The organism is Rhizobium sp. YTUHZ045, assembly GCF_051124255.1.
Lineage (GTDB): Bacteria > Pseudomonadota > Alphaproteobacteria > Rhizobiales > Rhizobiaceae > Rhizobium.
The window spans coordinates 292,018-306,409 of sequence record NZ_CP101433.1 but is presented as its reverse complement, the minus strand read 5'-3'; the positions used below and the strand labels follow the sequence as shown (position 1 = coordinate 306,409).

Sequence of the window (14,392 nt, the reverse complement as noted above, 5' to 3'; positions counted from 1 at the left end):
CGTCCGACCACGGGACGCCGACCAGTTGATTCCGAGCCAGCCGATGTCCTTTTCAAAACGCCTTGGCAAGGTAATGCCAGCAATCGTCCTGTCGCCATCACTGGCGGTCATCACGGTCTGCGTCTATGGCTTCATCGCCTACACGGCGCTGTTGTCCCTCACCGGATCAAAGATGTTCGCCAACTTCACTTTCGTTGGGTGGCGACAGTATGGGAGACTTTTTGAGAACCCCCGATGGATCACAGCCATTGAAAACATGGCGATCTTTGGTTGTCTCTATATCATTGGAGCGACCTGCCTTGGCCTGCTCATCGCCATCCTGATTGATCAGCGTATCCGCTTCGAAGGTGTGTTTCGGGCTGTCTTCCTTTACCCGATGGCACTCTCATTCGTCGTCACGGGCGTCATCTGGCAGTGGCTGTTGAACCCCGGCCTCGGCCTGGAGCACATGATGCGCGAGCTTGGCTGGACGTCTTTTTCGTTTCAGTGGCTGATCGAGCCCGACCGTGCGATCTACACGATCGTCATCGCCGGCGTCTGGCAGGTAACCGGTTTCGTCATGGCGCTTTTCCTGGCCGGCCTTCGCGGGATAGATACCGAGATTCTTCGCGCTGCCCGCATAGACGGGGCCCCCATACACAAAGTGTACACGCGCATCATCATTCCGGCCCTTCGGCCAGCCTTCCTCACAGTTTTCGTGATCGAGGCGCATCTCGCCATCAAGAGCTACGACCTTGTCGTCGCACTCACGAAGGGTGGCCCTGGCGTGTCCACTGAACTTCCATCGACGTTCATGTATTCGATGACATTCACGCGCAACGAGCTTGCGGTCGGCGCGGCCAGCGCGACCGTCATGCTCGTTACTCTGGCAAGCATCATCATCCCCTATCTTTATTCGGAGCTGCGCAATGAGCCTGCGACTTGATGCGGAGAGCGCCGCAATCCTATCGAAGGGCACCGACATAAAAGCGACCCGTATTCTCGGCCGGGGCTTTATCTATGGATGCCTGATTATCGCAGCCGCGGTTTTCCTGGCGCCCCTTGTCTCCATGATCTTCACGTCCCTGAAAAGCATGGACGAAATTCGGTCCGGCAATATTCTGTCGTTTCCGAAAGCGATCACCTTCGAAGCATGGAAGCACGTTTGGGATTCAGCATGCATCGGGGTTACCTGCGGGGGGCTGAAGGGCTACTTCGGCAATTCCTTCCTGATTGTCATACCGGCCACACTGCTGTCGGTGGGCTTCGGAGCACTGAACGGATACATTTTCGCAAATTGGCGGTTTAGGGGCGACAATATCCTCTTCGGCCTCGTCCTGTTCGGCTGCTTCATCCCCCTACAGATCGTACTGATCCCGATGGCCGGCCTCCTCGGCCAATTGAAACTCGCCGGCACGATACCCGGTCTCGTTCTCGTTCACGTCGTTTACGGGATTTGCTTCACGACGATGTTCTTCAGGAACTATTTCGTGACCGTGCCGGCGGAGATCTTCAAGGCGGCACGTATCGACGGGGCCGGGTTCTGGGCCGTGTTCATCCGGATACTGCTGCCGATCTCCTGGCCGATCGTGATGGTGTCCATCATCTGGCAGTTCACGGGGGTCTGGAATGACTTTCTGTTCGGGGTCTCGTTCGCAGCCGGCTCCAGTCAACCGGTGACGGTCGCTCTGAACAATCTGGTCAATACATCAACAGGCACCAAAGCTTACAACGAAGACATGGCCGCCGCGATGATCGCCGCGCTGCCCACCATAATTATCTACGTGGCGGCGGGGCGGTACTTCCTTCGTGGTCTGATGGCCGGTGCAGTGAAGGGATAACGACGATGGCCAACCTGGCGATCAATCACATCAACAAAAGCTTCGGGAGTCTGACGGTCCTGAAGGACATCAACATCTCCATTGAAGACGGGGAGTTCCTTGTCCTTGTCGGTCCTTCAGGCTGCGGGAAATCGACCCTGCTCTCCATTATCGCTGGACTGGACGAGCACACATCGGGCTCGATCACCATCGATGGTAGATCTGTTCAGGGCCTTGAACCGAAGGAAAGGGACATCGCGATGGTGTTTCAATCCTATGCGCTCTACCCGGCAATGACGGTCGAGCAGAACATCGGCTTTTCGCTGGAGATGAGCAAGATGCCGAAAGCCGAAAGGGTGGAGCGCGTCGGCAAGGTTGCAGATCTGCTTCAGATCCGCCACTTGCTCAAGCGGCGTCCGGGCCAGCTCTCGGGCGGGCAGCGTCAGCGTGTTGCCATGGGACGAGCGCTGGTTCGGGAGCCGAAAATCTTTCTCTTCGATGAGCCGCTATCGAACCTCGATGCGAAGCTGCGTGTGGAAATGCGCACCGAGATCAAGAAGCTGCACCAGCGGCTCGGAGCCACCATCGTCTACGTCACCCATGACCAGATCGAGGCCATGACGATGGCGACCCGCATTGCCGTGATGAAGGACGGTATTCTGCAGCAGTTCGGTACGCCCGAAGACATCTATGATCGACCCGCAAACGTGTTCGTCGCGACCTTCATGGGTTCGCCGCCGATGAACCTGCTCCCCGCCATAGTCACTTCCGGCTCCCAGAGCCTCTCCATTAAAGGCGCGGATACGACTTTGCCGGTCCCCATGTCAGTCATCGACATGCCTGCCCCCGGCAGGGAGGTGCTTCTGGGCCTCAGGCCGGAATGGATTTCACTGGCGACGGACGGCAACTCCTCCAATCCAACACTGACGCTGCATGTGGATGTCATCGAGCCCACTGGCCCGGATGTGTTCGTGGCCCTGCGCACAGGTGAGCGCGAAATCATGTCGCGCCTGCCCACGGGCACTCCGGTCCGGATCGGAGAGAAATCATCCTTCGCACTCGACCTTTCAAAAGCAGTTCTCTTCGACGCCGAGACCGGCGTCGCTCTCTAAACACTAACTTCCCAAGGACTTAGCAATGCCAGCAAAACAGGAAAGACGCCTTCGCGTCGGCGTGCTCGGAGCCGGTCAGATCGCCCAGGCAGCGCATTTCGAGGCCTGCACGAAGGCCGCAAACGCCGATCTCTATGCTATCTGCGATGTCGCGGACGATTTGCGCGAGCGCATGGTGATCACCCACGGTGCGCAAAAATCGTATAACGACTACGACAAGATGCTGGCTGATCCGGATCTCGATGCCGTCATCATCGCCACGGCCGATGCCTTCCACGTTCCGGCCTCGATTCGAGCACTGGAAGCGGGCAAGCATGTCTTGTGCGAAAAGCCGGTCGGCATCACCGTCGAGGAGTGCGTGGACCTCAAGGCCGCCGTCGAAAAATCCGGCAAGACCTTCCAGGTCGGCCACATGAAGCGCTTTGACGCAGGCCTGCAGGCTGCCAAGTCGTTCATCCGTGACGAGATCGGCGATCTGATCGCGCTGAAGGCTTGGTATTGCGACAATACTCACCGCTACCCAATGACGGATGCGGTGCAGCCACTGATCGTGACCAGCGCACATGCCAAGCGTCCGTCCACGAACCCGAAGGCTGATCTTCGCCGCTACTATATGCTGGCTCATGGCTGCCATCTTATCGATACCGCGCGTTATTTCGCCGGCGATATCGTCTCTGTAAACGCCCGGCTTTCCGAGCGCTCCGGCATCTGGTGCTGGTTCGTTGATGTCGAGTTTGCCTCCGGCACACTTGGTCATCTCGATCTGACGGTTCAGGTACGCATGGACTGGCACGAAGGTTTCCAGATCTATGGCAAGAACGGCAGCATTCTCGGTAAGACCTACAATCCGTGGTATTATAAGTCGAGCGAGGTCGATATCTTCCGCGAGGCAGATGGTGCGACCCACCGCGTTCTCGGCGCCGACGGCCACTTCTACCGACGCCAGGTCGAAGGGTTTGCACGCACTATTCTCGACGGTGCACCGATGGAAGGTGCCGACATCACCGACGGGTTGGCCTCGGTTCAGGCTATGGTTGCGATTGCCCGCTCCGCTGAAAGCGGGAAGCCTGTTGCACTTGCCGACGTCACGGGTGGCCTGTGATGAAGCTCGGGATATTTGCAAAGACCTTTGATGGCAACGATCCCGAAACGGTCCTCAAGGCCGTCGCGGCCGCCGGGTTCGTCTGCGCACAATACAATATGGCCTGTTCCGGCCTGCCATCCATGCCGGAAGTGATTCCTGCGGCGCAGGCCAAAGCGGTAAGCGATGCAGCAGACGCTACCGGCGTGGACGTCGTCGCGGTGTCGGGCACGTACAACATGATCCACCCCGACCCGGCCATTCGCGCCGCCGGTCACGCCAAGCTTGAGATCATTGCCCGCAATTGTGCGGGCATGTCGACCGGGTTCATCACGCTGTGCACCGGCACGCGCGATCCTGTCGATCAGTGGAAGGAGCATCCGGATAACAATACGCCAGAAGCATGGCGCGATCTCTTGGAAGCCATGGAAACGGCAGTCGGTATCGCCGACCGCTACGACGTCGATCTCGGGATCGAACCGGAGCTTGCCAATGTTGTGAATTCGGCGGCTAAGGCTCGGCAACTCATTGACGAAATAAAAAGCCCGCGCATCAAGGTCGTGCTCGACCCGGCCAACCTCTTCGAGATCGCAAGCCTTGAAGAGCAGCGCGCGCTCGTATCGGGCGCCATCGACCTTCTCGCTGATGGCATCGTCATGGCCCATGCAAAGGATCGCAATCCGGACGGCAGCTTCGCGACGGCCGGCAAGGGCGTGCTCGACTACGGCCATTACCTTGGCCGCCTCAGGAGCATCGGCTTTGAAGGCAGCCTGATCACCCACGGTCTGTCGGCAGGCGAAGCGCCCGGCGTCTCGACTTTTCTGAAAAACCATCTGCAGGACGGAGTGGCCTCATGAGCACGGCCATCAGCCCGTTCGAAACCTCCGACGGCACGCTGCTGAATGTCGAAGCAGCTGGCGAAGGGCAGACCGTCGTCTTTCAGCACGGCCTTTGCGGCGATGCTGGCCAGACGCGCGAAGCCTTTCCGACCGAGCCGGGGCTGCGCCGGATAACGGTGGAGGCGAGGTGCCACGGCCGCTCACAGCCGGGCAGGCTTGACAAGCTATCGATCGCGACGTTCGCGGAAGACATTGAATTATACATCGAGCGTAATCTGCAGGCGCCCGTGGTGATCGGTGGCATTTCGATGGGGGCGGCAATCGCGTTACGGCTTGCGGTCAAGCGGCCCGATCTCGTCAATGGGCTCGTGGTTGCTCGCCCTGCGTGGGTTATTGAGGCCGGTCCGGAAAATATGGCGCCGAATGCCGAAGTGGGCAGGCTGTTGAAAGCCATGCCGCCTGAAGAGGCAAAGGTCGCCTTTCTCGACGGATCGATTGGCCGCCGCCTGGCAACGGGCGCCCCTGACAATCTGCTATCGCTTGCCGGTTTCTTTTCACGGGATCCGATCGAGGTGACCGCGGCACTCCTGAGCGCGATTTCCAGCGACGGGCCAGGAGTGACAAAAGCTGAGGTTCGCAACCTTGATGTTCCAACGCTGGTGATCGGTCATGAGAAGGACCTGATTCACCCGCTCACCCACGCGCAAACCCTGGCGCGCATCATACCCGGTGCACGCCTCGTTCAAATCACGCCCAAAGTGGAACACCGGGAGAAGTATGTTGCCGACTTCCGGCTTGCGATGGGCAATTTCCTGAAGAGTCTGAGACATGAGCAAGCCTGACAAAAACTGGATTGCCAGCCTGCCGAGAGACCGATTGATCGCGGAGTTCTCCGTGTGGTCAGCTGATCTCGTACGGCTTGCCGATGATCTCGCGCGTGTGGAACCATTCGTCGACGTCCTGCATATCGATGTCGCCGATGGTCACTTCGCGCCTGCGATGCTCTTCTTTCCTGATCTGGTCGCGGGCGTGCGCAAGGTCTCCTCGCGGCCGATCCATGTTCACCTGATGGTGTCCGACAATGTGCTGTTGCCGCAGATCGAACAATTCGTCGATGCCGGCAGTGATCTCATCAGCATCCATGTTGAGAACGAAGCGGTGGCTGACGCAGCGATCGATCTTCTGGACCGGCGCGGCGTTGCATCCGGCATGGTCCTGCGGGTCGAGTCCCCCGTGGACCGTATCGCCAAATATGTCCCACGCCTGGATTTCGTAACGCTGCTCGGAACGGCCATCGGCGTAAAAGGGCAGGGGCTCGACGGACGGGCCGGCACGCGGCTTGAGGAAGCTGGCCGGATCATAGCGGCCAGCGGCGCGACGCATCGCATCGTTCTTGCTGCCGATGGCGGTATCCGGGAGCATACGGTACCGCTGCTGCGCCGGGCAGGAGCGGAGACGGTCGTTCTCGGCTCTCTGGCTTTCAATGCTCCATCGCTTGAAGAGCGGATGGCGTGGCTACGCGCACTCTAACGCACGGTATGAACATGCATCAGATCGCCATCGGGATAGACTTAGGGGGAACTCAGGTGCGCGCGGCCCTCATCGACAAGCACGGCACGATCGTTGCGCGCATGGAGGAGCCGACCGAGGCCCAGGCGGGTCCTGAGCGAGTTCTTTCGCAAATTCACAGCCTCACCGAAAGATTGCTGGCCGCGACCAAGTCTTCCGTGGTCGTTGGCATCGGCGTCTCGACGCCGGGTCCGATCGACACAGTCAGCGGCATCGCGAAGGATATTCCGACCCTTTCAGGCTTTACGGATTTCCCGTTGAAAGCGGAACTGCAAAAGCGCTTTGCCTTCCCCGTAAGCCTCGAGAACGACGGCATTGCCGCAGCCATCGGAGAATGGCAATTCGGGGCGGGCCGAGGGCTCGAAAATCTTGTTTACGTTACTGTGAGCACGGGCATCGGCGGGGGTGTCGTCGCGGACGGCCGCGTGGTGCGCGGCCGCAAGGGCATGGCCGCGCACATCGGCCACATGTCGGTCGAGCCTAACGGCGCGCTATGCCCCTGTGGCAATCACGGCTGTTTCGAAGCCTATGGTTCCGGCACGGCATTCACCCTGCGCGCCAGGACGCGCGCCATCGGCTGCGAGGAGACGACGCTGGGAAAGAACGGTAGCGAGATCCACGCGCGCGATGTCTTCGTGTCGGCGCGGAACGGCGACGCCCTTGCCAAGAGACTGATTGACGAGGAGGCGGAGATCCTCGGGCGCGGTTTTACCGGCCTGATCCACATCTTCAGCCCCGACATCGTCGTCATGGGTGGCGGGATCTCGCACGAGTTCGAAAGCCTCCAGCCCGGCATCCAGGCCTACATCGGCCAATGGGCAATGCCTGCCTTCAAGGATGTAAAGGTGGTGCGTGCCGCCCTGGGCCAGAATTCTGGCCTTGTGGGGTCGGCTGCGCTTGCCTTTCTGGCGAAACGCCCCGAGGCGGATACCTTCGCGCTTGCTGCGCACAATTGAAAGCAAGAAGGAGAAGAAATGCTGACGATTAACAGATTGAGCCTGGCCGACGCCCGCATTTTGATCGAGGGTGCTCGCGGACGCGCGGAAGAAATCGGAGTACCGATGTGTATCGCTGTGACGGATGAATCGGGGCAATTGATCGCGTTCGAACGCATGGACGGGGGAAAATTACCAGCACCATCATAGCACAGGACAAGGCCTACACTGCCGCCGGCGCCAAGCGAACGACAGAGAGCTATGGAGAAGTCAGCCAACCGGGCAAGCCGGCCTATGGCATCAACTCGGCCATCGGCGGGCGACTGCTGGTCGTGGCTGGCGGCATCCCCGTCATCGTCGACGGTCAGGTCGTCGGCGCCGTTGGGGTCAGTTCTGGAACGCCCGGGCAGGACAAGGATTGCGCCCAGGCAGGAATCGACCTTTTTTTCGCGACCTCAGCGCCTGAAAAGTTGCCGATGGCTTGATGCCAGCACGAAGGAGTTAGCCGTACCTGTTCCGGGGATTGGGTCACTGGCCCAAGGTCCCTCCGAGACATAGGTCAACTTCAGCTTTGAAATGCACGCTGGCTTCATCTTCGGTGGTCGGTTCCATAAAACAGCGTTATGTACCAACTCGTTGATTTAGTTCGAGCGCCGGCCTGCCTGTTGCGGGTTGCTGGTTCAGATCCTTTCAAGAGCTCCGCCTAAAGGTGGGGCGCTTGAAGGGTGACGAAAATTAAAGCGCCGGAATAGCTTCCGTCACTCTGTCGCGATAGATTTCACAGCGGACGCGACGACGGCGAGAGCATTCTCATCAAGACCAATTACACCATCCTGCTTTTCACCGATCAGTTTGGGCTTTGCACCGCTGTTGTCCCAAATCCAGGCTCTGTCAGCACGTTCAAGAAACCAAGGGAGTTGATCGAGAGATCTTGCGTAGCGAGCACGTACCTTATCGGCGGGAACGTCATGTCCACCCTTCGCGACGCGTAGCTTGATGCGCTCGATCGATCGTTCCGGACTGTCCAAAACGGTGTAGAAAAGCCATACAGCAAATCCCAAGGCCTCAGCGGCTTCCACAAGACGTCGATATTTATCTGTAGATAACACGGTCTCGACGCCAATTGTTTTATGGACGGCTATGGATGAATGGATCCAGGCCTCGATGCGTTGAACTGCAATCAAATTGGCTTCGGAGAGTGGTTTCTTTTCTACTTCACTGATCCGGGCTGCTAGAAGATCAGGATTGACAATCCATACGGACCGCCCTTCCAACTCAAGATCTGCATTTGCATAGACGCTACTCTTACCGGATCCGTTGGGTCCTGCAACGATCAGAAAGACCGGCTGCTCAAGCTTTTGCAGGAGCACGGTCGACGACGCCTGTCACAGCTTTGTTATCACGGCGAGCCTTGGCCACATTCTTGCTGAAGACGTAGGTGATGTCTTGTCCAAATGTTTGGCTTTTCGCGTCAATCGTGCGCACAGTGACGAACTGCCCGCTGCTCGAATCGCGAACTCGCTTCTCCGTCACCGCGTTGCCACGCACTCCGGAGTTTGGGCCACCAAGCTTTTTGACGACGACTTTTGCCATGTTTACTCCAATTCTTCACGGTCCAATATAGCAAGCATCATCGAGCCCGAAAAGACCAATCCGAGCAGGTTGCGGATGGGATTGTTGGACGGCAGCCGGCCGGTCGAGATACGAGCAACCAGGTTGCAGAAGCATCGTGCAAGCTGCCTGCGCGCATTCTGCTTGGCCAAGTTCCCCAGTGTGGACAATGCTCCCGCGCGCGTGATGGAGTTCAAAGATACTTTGCTGAAAGGCAGACACTGCGGGAACTCTCTTCAGGCATATTCCGGCGCGGCGCCTGATGCGTTCTGCTACACTTGGCTGATAGTCATCTCTATTGCGGTTGCCGGATGCCATTTACCTCCAGCGGCATACCAGGCGACAGATTGTTTCGAGGAGTGACGCCTTAAACGGGACTTTAACACCATCTGCGCGTAACTCCCGTGGTGTGGGTTGCCGAATAACGATTCCGTGACGTTCATTGTCGTCATCCCACGTCGCTTGACTCCGACCAGAAAATGCAATCCAAAACGGCGATGCCGCAAGGGTTTCGTCGGTGCGCTTGTACAGATTTTCTTTGAAAGTCTTCTTATATTCCGTCTCGGCTGCAAGGTGATCCTCGCGAATCTTGATTAGTCGGTCACCTCCCTCGACGAATTTTGCTATTTTAACGACAATCCGATCGGCGTTGGTCCGGGCAAGATTGATTTGGCTCAAGTCAGCAAAACGTTCCCGTAGAGCAATAGACCGCAGACCGTCGTAATACATGAAACAACGCATCGTCGGCCCGGCGTACAGATCCTTTCGGCCGCCGGCCAGCCAAAAGGCGAGCAGCGAGTGTCCAACCATCGCCGCTTCTAAAAAATCCATAGGATCTTTCAGGTTGAAGAAATCACCCATCATCCTACGCAATTCTCGATCAACAAAAAGGCAAAGCGAGCCCACGCCGCCACGACGGTCTGCATCTAGTTCCTCGAGAAAGCGGGACCCGCTAATGTTGGTCTCCACTTTTTCCTTGTGGCCATAAAGGCCATGAGAATACTCATGGGCGAGAGCAGTAACCACTGCAGCAACCACGAACGCCATCGGGTCATAATTACGTGCAGGAACCTCGTGCACACTGACAATTAGGTCGAAAAGCCGCTCTACCGAGGCCAGTGCTATTCGCGCGTAGTAGAACAACTCGCCGTCCTGCTTATTCATACCCGCCGGCCCGTTTGGCTCTCCACTCGGGTCAAGGACGAACGTAAATTCAGCCTTAGCTTCTTCTTGAGACGAGGTCGAAACATATCGGGAGATTGTTGCCAAGATAGTCGCCGTCTGCCGGACAAGGCGGTCAGCTCTTACGACGTCTTGCGAAGTATGGCGCTGCGGATCGCTAAGATACGCTTCGGCGAGAGCGGCTGCGGCATCGTCGGTCAATTCAGGCATTGGTTCACCAGCGGAAAAGAAATTGAAGTTGCAGATCGATATCGCAAGGAAGCGAAAGAATTAGCTAAGAACAATTTTTGTGCGCGTTTATGCTCGTCGAAGTTCGCTTAGAGATGACAAGGTCCTCACGGCGACACATTCGCAGCATTGACCCCTCTTAAATATCGCCGCAGGCGCTTCACCGTCGCCACGAGGCCGACGCACAATCTTTCTAATCAGTGTCTGGGATTTTCGTCTCGCTGTGGACGACTGTCCGCCGAACGCCGATCCTGAACTTCGGCGGCGAGAACGGACATCCATGTCATTGCCGCCAGCGATTTGCCATCGGCCGCACTCCCGTTATTCCCCGCCCGGCTAGGCTCCTAAGATTCCTAGATAATGTGCCATAGTGAGGTAACAAGTTTTCGGGTCTTCGGTTCTGATCCCTTCAACTGCAAAAGCTATCTCGCGATTCGTCAGGGCGCATCACGAACGCGGGCCAAATTAGCGAAAAGACCGGACTCCTGTGCCAGCGCCTCCTCGGTCGTGGTAAGATGCTCAGCTCCCTGTATCGAAAAGGTGGGGCAGAGAAATGGATAGGCGTCTCGCCGCGATACTCTCCGCTGACGTGGTAGGCTATAGTCGTCTCATGGGAGTGGATGAGAGCGGCACGTTCGAGCGGTTGAAGGCCTGCCGTCGGGAGCTGGTCGATTCCGCCATCGAAGAGCACCATGGCCGGATCATCAAACTCATGGGTGATGGCGCGCTCGTCGAGTTTGCCAGCGTTGTGGATGCGGTTCAATGTGCGACCGAAATCCAGCGGAAAATGCCCAGCAGAGACCAGGGAGTTTCCGAGGAGCAGCGCATTCGATTTCGCATCGGGATTAATCTCGGCGACATTATCGTTGAAGGCGACGACATATATGGCGACGGCGTCAACATAGCCGCCCGTCTGCAGGGAATTGCCGAACCTGGCGGAATTTTCATATCTGGGACCGCATTCGACCACGTTGCGCACAAGGTTGACGTCGGCTTCTCGGCACTCGGCGAGCATCGGTTGAAAAACATAGCGGATCCGGTTCGCGTCTATCGCGTTCTGCTTGGCCCGGGGCACACTGGCACGGTCGTCATTTCCAGTCGGGCAAGGTCACGAGGCGTGGCGCTGTTGGCGCTCGCAGGACTGTTGATCGTTGCCAGTGCGGCTGTCGTCGCTTGGCAATGGCCCCATAAACAACGCGCATCGATCGCAGTGCTACCCTTCGCCAACTTGAGTGACCAAACCCAAGATTACTTCGCCGATGGCATTACCGACAACCTGATTACCGATCTCACCAGGTTGTCGAAACTTGATGTCATTTCCCAGAATTCCGTCTTCGCCTACAAGGATAAGCCCCACTTGCTGGCAGACATTCGCCGCGATCTCGGCGTGCGCTTTGTCGTGGAGGGCAGTGTGCAGCGAATGGGCGACCTGATGCGTGTCAACGCGCAACTGGTTGACACTGTAAGCGGCGATCATCTGTGGGCCAATCGGTTTGATCGCAGCGGGGCGGACGTGTTTGCTGTCCAGGATTCGATGAGCCGCCAGATCGCCGATGCGCTCGGTCTGGAACTCACCCCCTCCGAGGCAGAGCGAATTGCCCGTCCGCCGACCGCCAATCTCGAAGCTTATGATTATTATCTGCGTGCCGAGCAGGCGGCCCGTACCGGACGTCGTTCTCGGATGCTGGAGGCATTGGCGCTTTATGACAAGGCCGAGGAACTCGACAACGGCTTTGCTGAAGCATTCGCATCCGATGCGCATGCGACGGCCTTTGTCTGGCGAAGCGCATATGACGACGTCCTCCAGAGTGCCCTGGCGCGAAAAAGAGCCTACGATAAGGCAAGTCGAGCACTCGCCCTCGATCCTGAACTACCGTCGCCATATGCAGTCCTCGCTATCATGCAGGTCGTGGACCGACGTTATGACCAGGCGATCGCCTCGGCACAGAAGGCCGTGTCACTTGGGCCCGCCGACGCCGAGGCCCATATGGCGGCCGCATATGTTCAATCGGTAACGGGCAACCACGCCGACGCTACTGCGGCGGTCGATAAGGCGCTCAGGTTCGATCCGAACCCGTCCGCTGTCGACCGGTATACGGCGGGTATAGTTTTTTATCTGCAACGAGACTACGAGAGGGCGATAGACAGTTTCAAACGCGCTGGCTATGGCTCCCAGGGGAACGGCGAGTTCGTTACCCCTCTCGCCATGGCCTATGTCCGCGTCGGTCGCATTGATGAGGCTCGAGCGACTGTCGCCGAGGCCCAACGTCTTATGGGGGGGCGTGACTGCCTCGCGTCATGGCGGCTCGGCAATGCCCATTTCAGGGACCAGGATTTGGCATTTATGCTGGACGCGCTACGCGAGGCGGGACTGCCGGAATGGCCGTTTGGCTTCCAGGGGGACGAGCAAAATCGGTTGCAGGGTGCCGAGATCGCCGCCACCGTCATGGGCAAGCTTCTGCAGGGAAAGACCGAGCCGTCCGAAAGCCCTGCGCTGATGCAAGTCCAACTGGACGGAAAGGCCGCATTCCGCTCGGCGTCCCAGATGATGACCGAGAAAATTTCTGTCAAAGGGAACCTGCTTTGCGAGCAAAGTGAAAACGCATTTGGCCGAGCCGATTGCGGTCCGGTCTATAGACACGTAAACCTTGCCGGCGAAACCAGCTATGCTTACGTAAATTCGACCAAGGTCTTTTATTTTTCACCTGCCCAATAGGCGCTTGCCAGTCCGTCAGTGATACTGATCCCGTTCGAGATCGGCCGCGACCTTCGGCCATTTGGCATCGGCCCGGGCCACAGTGTCCGCCGGGTGCGCGGCAAAGTCCTCCGCATCAGCCTTGTCATACATCAGGTAAAGCTTGCCTTCGACAATCTTGAAGGCTTCCGGATCGATGTTGACCGTGACGGACCCGCCACTCACCTCGCCCGTGCAGTAGCCGCCGTACTGGGGCGCGTATTTAAGCGGTTCGCTCATGAACATCTCCCGATGTTTGGCATTGGCGAAATGCCAGGGCGTCCCCATCCATTCGTAGGAGATTTTTTCCGAGCCTTTCGTCGCTTTGCCTTCGGTAAAGTATGCTACGGTATCGTACCCCATGATGGCGACACCGCCGAAGTAGCCCGTATTTACCGAATCGTCGGCTATGGCCGGCGATCCACCGACAGTGCCTGCGACAGCCAGACCGATCGTTAACAAACAGCGACCAATGCAGTATTTCCCGTATCCAACGTGCATCTTCGCCTCCTGTTATTCGTGGATTTCCATGCATTTAGCGTAATTTCCCTCACCCAGGACGCTGGCCGGAGGACATGCCACGCCATGGCGCTTGAAGAGGCGCACGATATCGAAATTGCCTTTCCACATGGCCCTCGTTATCGGCGCGTAGCCGTGAACCTCGGCGTGGGTGACGTCAGCCCCCTGGGCGAGCAAAAATTCTGCGAGGAGGACGTGGTTCTCTTCGCCCGCAACCATGAGCGGCGTAACGCCCGCTTTGTTGGATGCATCGTCGAGAATTGCTCCGCGCTCCAGAAGCAGCTTGGTAATCGGTACGTTACCGGAAAATGCCGCGGCGTGAAGGGGTGTGAAGCCGCCTGAATTCCTCGCCATAACGTCGGCATTCCTGCCTATCAACAACTCGGCGACGGCAAGCTGATTTTTAAGGGCGGCGGTGATGAGCGGGGTCGCCTGGTCCCGAGTGCGGCGGTTGACATCCGCCCCCGAAGCCAGAAGCTGTTCCACGGCGGCGGTGTTGCCCGCTGAAACGGCGTCGAACAAGGGATCATCCGCGGCCGCCACTGTCGCAGACAAAAACAACGCTACCGATGTAAGGAACCGGCGCATGGCTTCACCTTGGAGATTTCCCGCAGCATAGCACGCCGTCGGCACTTCGGCTACTAGCACCTGCGGCGGCCGCCCTGACGACGCTTCTCGTTGGGGCGATGAAGAAGGAAATTTCCGCCTCTTCCAGATCAGCACAAACTGGGCGGGAAGTTTCCCGATCTATAGCCAGTGCGTTCAGCAAATGGTGTCACATTG

At 58.0% G+C, this 14,392-nt stretch carries 14 protein-coding genes and 1 pseudogene; 10 read left to right on the top strand and 5 right to left on the bottom strand.

What is annotated here, in order from left to right:
• Positions 1-43: 43 nt before the first annotated feature.
• The 9 genes and pseudogenes from NMA58_RS23600 (at position 44) to NMA58_RS23560 (ending at position 7,820) form a co-directional block, all read left to right on the top strand.
• Positions 44-925: a carbohydrate ABC transporter permease gene (locus NMA58_RS23600; protein ID WP_434714356.1), complete on the top strand. Its 882-nt coding sequence runs from the start codon at positions 44-46 to the stop codon at positions 923-925.
• Entirely contained in the window at positions 909-1,820 is a 912-nt protein-coding gene (locus NMA58_RS23595) for a carbohydrate ABC transporter permease (protein WP_210282944.1), read from the top strand. The genes NMA58_RS23600 and NMA58_RS23595 overlap by 17 nt, the downstream gene beginning before the upstream one ends.
• A gap of 5 nt (positions 1,821-1,825) precedes the next feature.
• A complete protein-coding gene (locus NMA58_RS23590; RefSeq protein ID WP_183705536.1) occupies positions 1,826-2,911 on the top strand; it encodes an ABC transporter ATP-binding protein in 1,086 nt (361 codons plus the stop codon).
• Positions 2,912-2,936: 25 nt separating this feature from the next.
• On the top strand, positions 2,937-4,013 hold the full coding sequence (locus tag NMA58_RS23585) for a Gfo/Idh/MocA family protein (protein ID WP_434714129.1): 1,077 nt from the start codon (positions 2,937-2,939) through the stop codon (positions 4,011-4,013).
• Positions 4,013-4,849, top strand: coding sequence for a sugar phosphate isomerase/epimerase family protein (locus NMA58_RS23580; protein WP_183705629.1), 837 nt, complete (start codon positions 4,013-4,015; stop codon positions 4,847-4,849). The genes NMA58_RS23585 and NMA58_RS23580 overlap by 1 nt, the downstream gene beginning before the upstream one ends.
• The gene (locus NMA58_RS23575; RefSeq protein WP_434714128.1) at positions 4,846-5,673 is read left to right on the top strand and encodes an alpha/beta fold hydrolase; all 828 of its coding nucleotides are present in this window, start codon (positions 4,846-4,848) and stop codon (positions 5,671-5,673) included. The genes NMA58_RS23580 and NMA58_RS23575 overlap by 4 nt, the downstream gene beginning before the upstream one ends.
• Complete coding sequence (locus NMA58_RS23570) at positions 5,660-6,361, top strand: ribulose-phosphate 3-epimerase (RefSeq protein WP_434714126.1); 702 nt, start codon at positions 5,660-5,662, stop codon at positions 6,359-6,361. Before NMA58_RS23575 ends, NMA58_RS23570 begins: the two co-directional genes overlap by 14 nt.
• Before the next feature lie 14 nt (positions 6,362-6,375).
• A complete protein-coding gene (locus tag NMA58_RS23565) occupies positions 6,376-7,356 on the top strand; it encodes an ROK family protein (protein WP_434714355.1) in 981 nt (326 codons plus the stop codon).
• An 18-nt stretch (positions 7,357-7,374) separates the two neighbouring features.
• Positions 7,375-7,820: pseudogene (locus NMA58_RS23560) on the top strand (GlcG/HbpS family heme-binding protein).
• 273 nt (positions 7,821-8,093) lie between these two features.
• On the opposite strand, the gene NMA58_RS23555 reads toward NMA58_RS23560, so the two are convergent.
• The 3 genes from NMA58_RS23555 to NMA58_RS23545 form a co-directional block, all read right to left on the bottom strand.
• A complete protein-coding gene (locus NMA58_RS23555; protein ID WP_434714354.1) occupies positions 8,094-8,672 on the bottom strand; it encodes an AAA family ATPase in 579 nt (192 codons plus the stop codon).
• Between the two features lie 13 nt (positions 8,673-8,685).
• The gene (locus NMA58_RS23550) at positions 8,686-8,928 is read right to left on the bottom strand and encodes a hypothetical protein (RefSeq protein ID WP_097600190.1); all 243 of its coding nucleotides are present in this window, start codon (positions 8,926-8,928) and stop codon (positions 8,686-8,688) included.
• Positions 8,929-9,264: 336 nt separating this feature from the next.
• Positions 9,265-10,338: a hypothetical protein gene (locus tag NMA58_RS23545; protein WP_434714125.1), complete on the bottom strand. Its 1,074-nt coding sequence runs from the start codon at positions 10,336-10,338 to the stop codon at positions 9,265-9,267.
• Positions 10,339-10,909: 571 nt separating this feature from the next.
• On the opposite strand from NMA58_RS23545, the gene NMA58_RS23540 reads away from it, so the two are divergent.
• A complete protein-coding gene (locus NMA58_RS23540; protein WP_221113687.1) occupies positions 10,910-13,072 on the top strand; it encodes an adenylate/guanylate cyclase domain-containing protein in 2,163 nt (720 codons plus the stop codon).
• A 15-nt stretch (positions 13,073-13,087) separates the two neighbouring features.
• Here the strand turns inward: NMA58_RS23540 and NMA58_RS23535 are convergent, their stop codons facing one another.
• Positions 13,088-13,591: a YHS domain-containing (seleno)protein gene (locus NMA58_RS23535; RefSeq protein WP_434714124.1), complete on the bottom strand. Its 504-nt coding sequence runs from the start codon at positions 13,589-13,591 to the stop codon at positions 13,088-13,090.
• A 12-nt stretch (positions 13,592-13,603) separates the two neighbouring features.
• Positions 13,604-14,197: an ankyrin repeat domain-containing protein gene (locus NMA58_RS23530; RefSeq protein ID WP_221113689.1), complete on the bottom strand. Its 594-nt coding sequence runs from the start codon at positions 14,195-14,197 to the stop codon at positions 13,604-13,606.
• Positions 14,198-14,392 lie beyond the last annotated feature (195 nt).

What these genes read in the sequence shown, in the direction of transcription:
- NMA58_RS23600 (WP_434714356.1), top strand. Translation starts at nt 44, where the DNA reads ATGTCCTTTTCAAAACGCCTTGGCAAGGTAATGCCAGCAATCGTCCTG.
- NMA58_RS23595 (WP_210282944.1), top strand. Translation starts at nt 909, where the DNA reads ATGAGCCTGCGACTTGATGCGGAGAGCGCCGCAATCCTATCGAAGGGC.
- NMA58_RS23590 (WP_183705536.1), top strand. Translation starts at nt 1,826, where the DNA reads ATGGCCAACCTGGCGATCAATCACATCAACAAAAGCTTCGGGAGTCTG.
- NMA58_RS23585 (WP_434714129.1), top strand. Translation starts at nt 2,937, where the DNA reads ATGCCAGCAAAACAGGAAAGACGCCTTCGCGTCGGCGTGCTCGGAGCC.
- NMA58_RS23580 (WP_183705629.1), top strand. Translation starts at nt 4,013, where the DNA reads ATGAAGCTCGGGATATTTGCAAAGACCTTTGATGGCAACGATCCCGAA.
- NMA58_RS23575 (WP_434714128.1), top strand. Translation starts at nt 4,846, where the DNA reads ATGAGCACGGCCATCAGCCCGTTCGAAACCTCCGACGGCACGCTGCTG.
- NMA58_RS23570 (WP_434714126.1), top strand. Translation starts at nt 5,660, where the DNA reads ATGAGCAAGCCTGACAAAAACTGGATTGCCAGCCTGCCGAGAGACCGA.
- NMA58_RS23565 (WP_434714355.1), top strand. Translation starts at nt 6,376, where the DNA reads ATGCATCAGATCGCCATCGGGATAGACTTAGGGGGAACTCAGGTGCGC.
- NMA58_RS23550 (WP_097600190.1), bottom strand. Translation starts at nt 8,928, where the DNA reads ATGGCAAAAGTCGTCGTCAAAAAGCTTGGTGGCCCAAACTCCGGAGTG.
- NMA58_RS23545 (WP_434714125.1), bottom strand. Translation starts at nt 10,338, where the DNA reads ATGCCTGAATTGACCGACGATGCCGCAGCCGCTCTCGCCGAAGCGTAT.
- NMA58_RS23540 (WP_221113687.1), top strand. Translation starts at nt 10,910, where the DNA reads ATGGATAGGCGTCTCGCCGCGATACTCTCCGCTGACGTGGTAGGCTAT.
- NMA58_RS23535 (WP_434714124.1), bottom strand. Translation starts at nt 13,591, where the DNA reads ATGCACGTTGGATACGGGAAATACTGCATTGGTCGCTGTTTGTTAACG.
- NMA58_RS23530 (WP_221113689.1), bottom strand. Translation starts at nt 14,197, where the DNA reads ATGCGCCGGTTCCTTACATCGGTAGCGTTGTTTTTGTCTGCGACAGTG.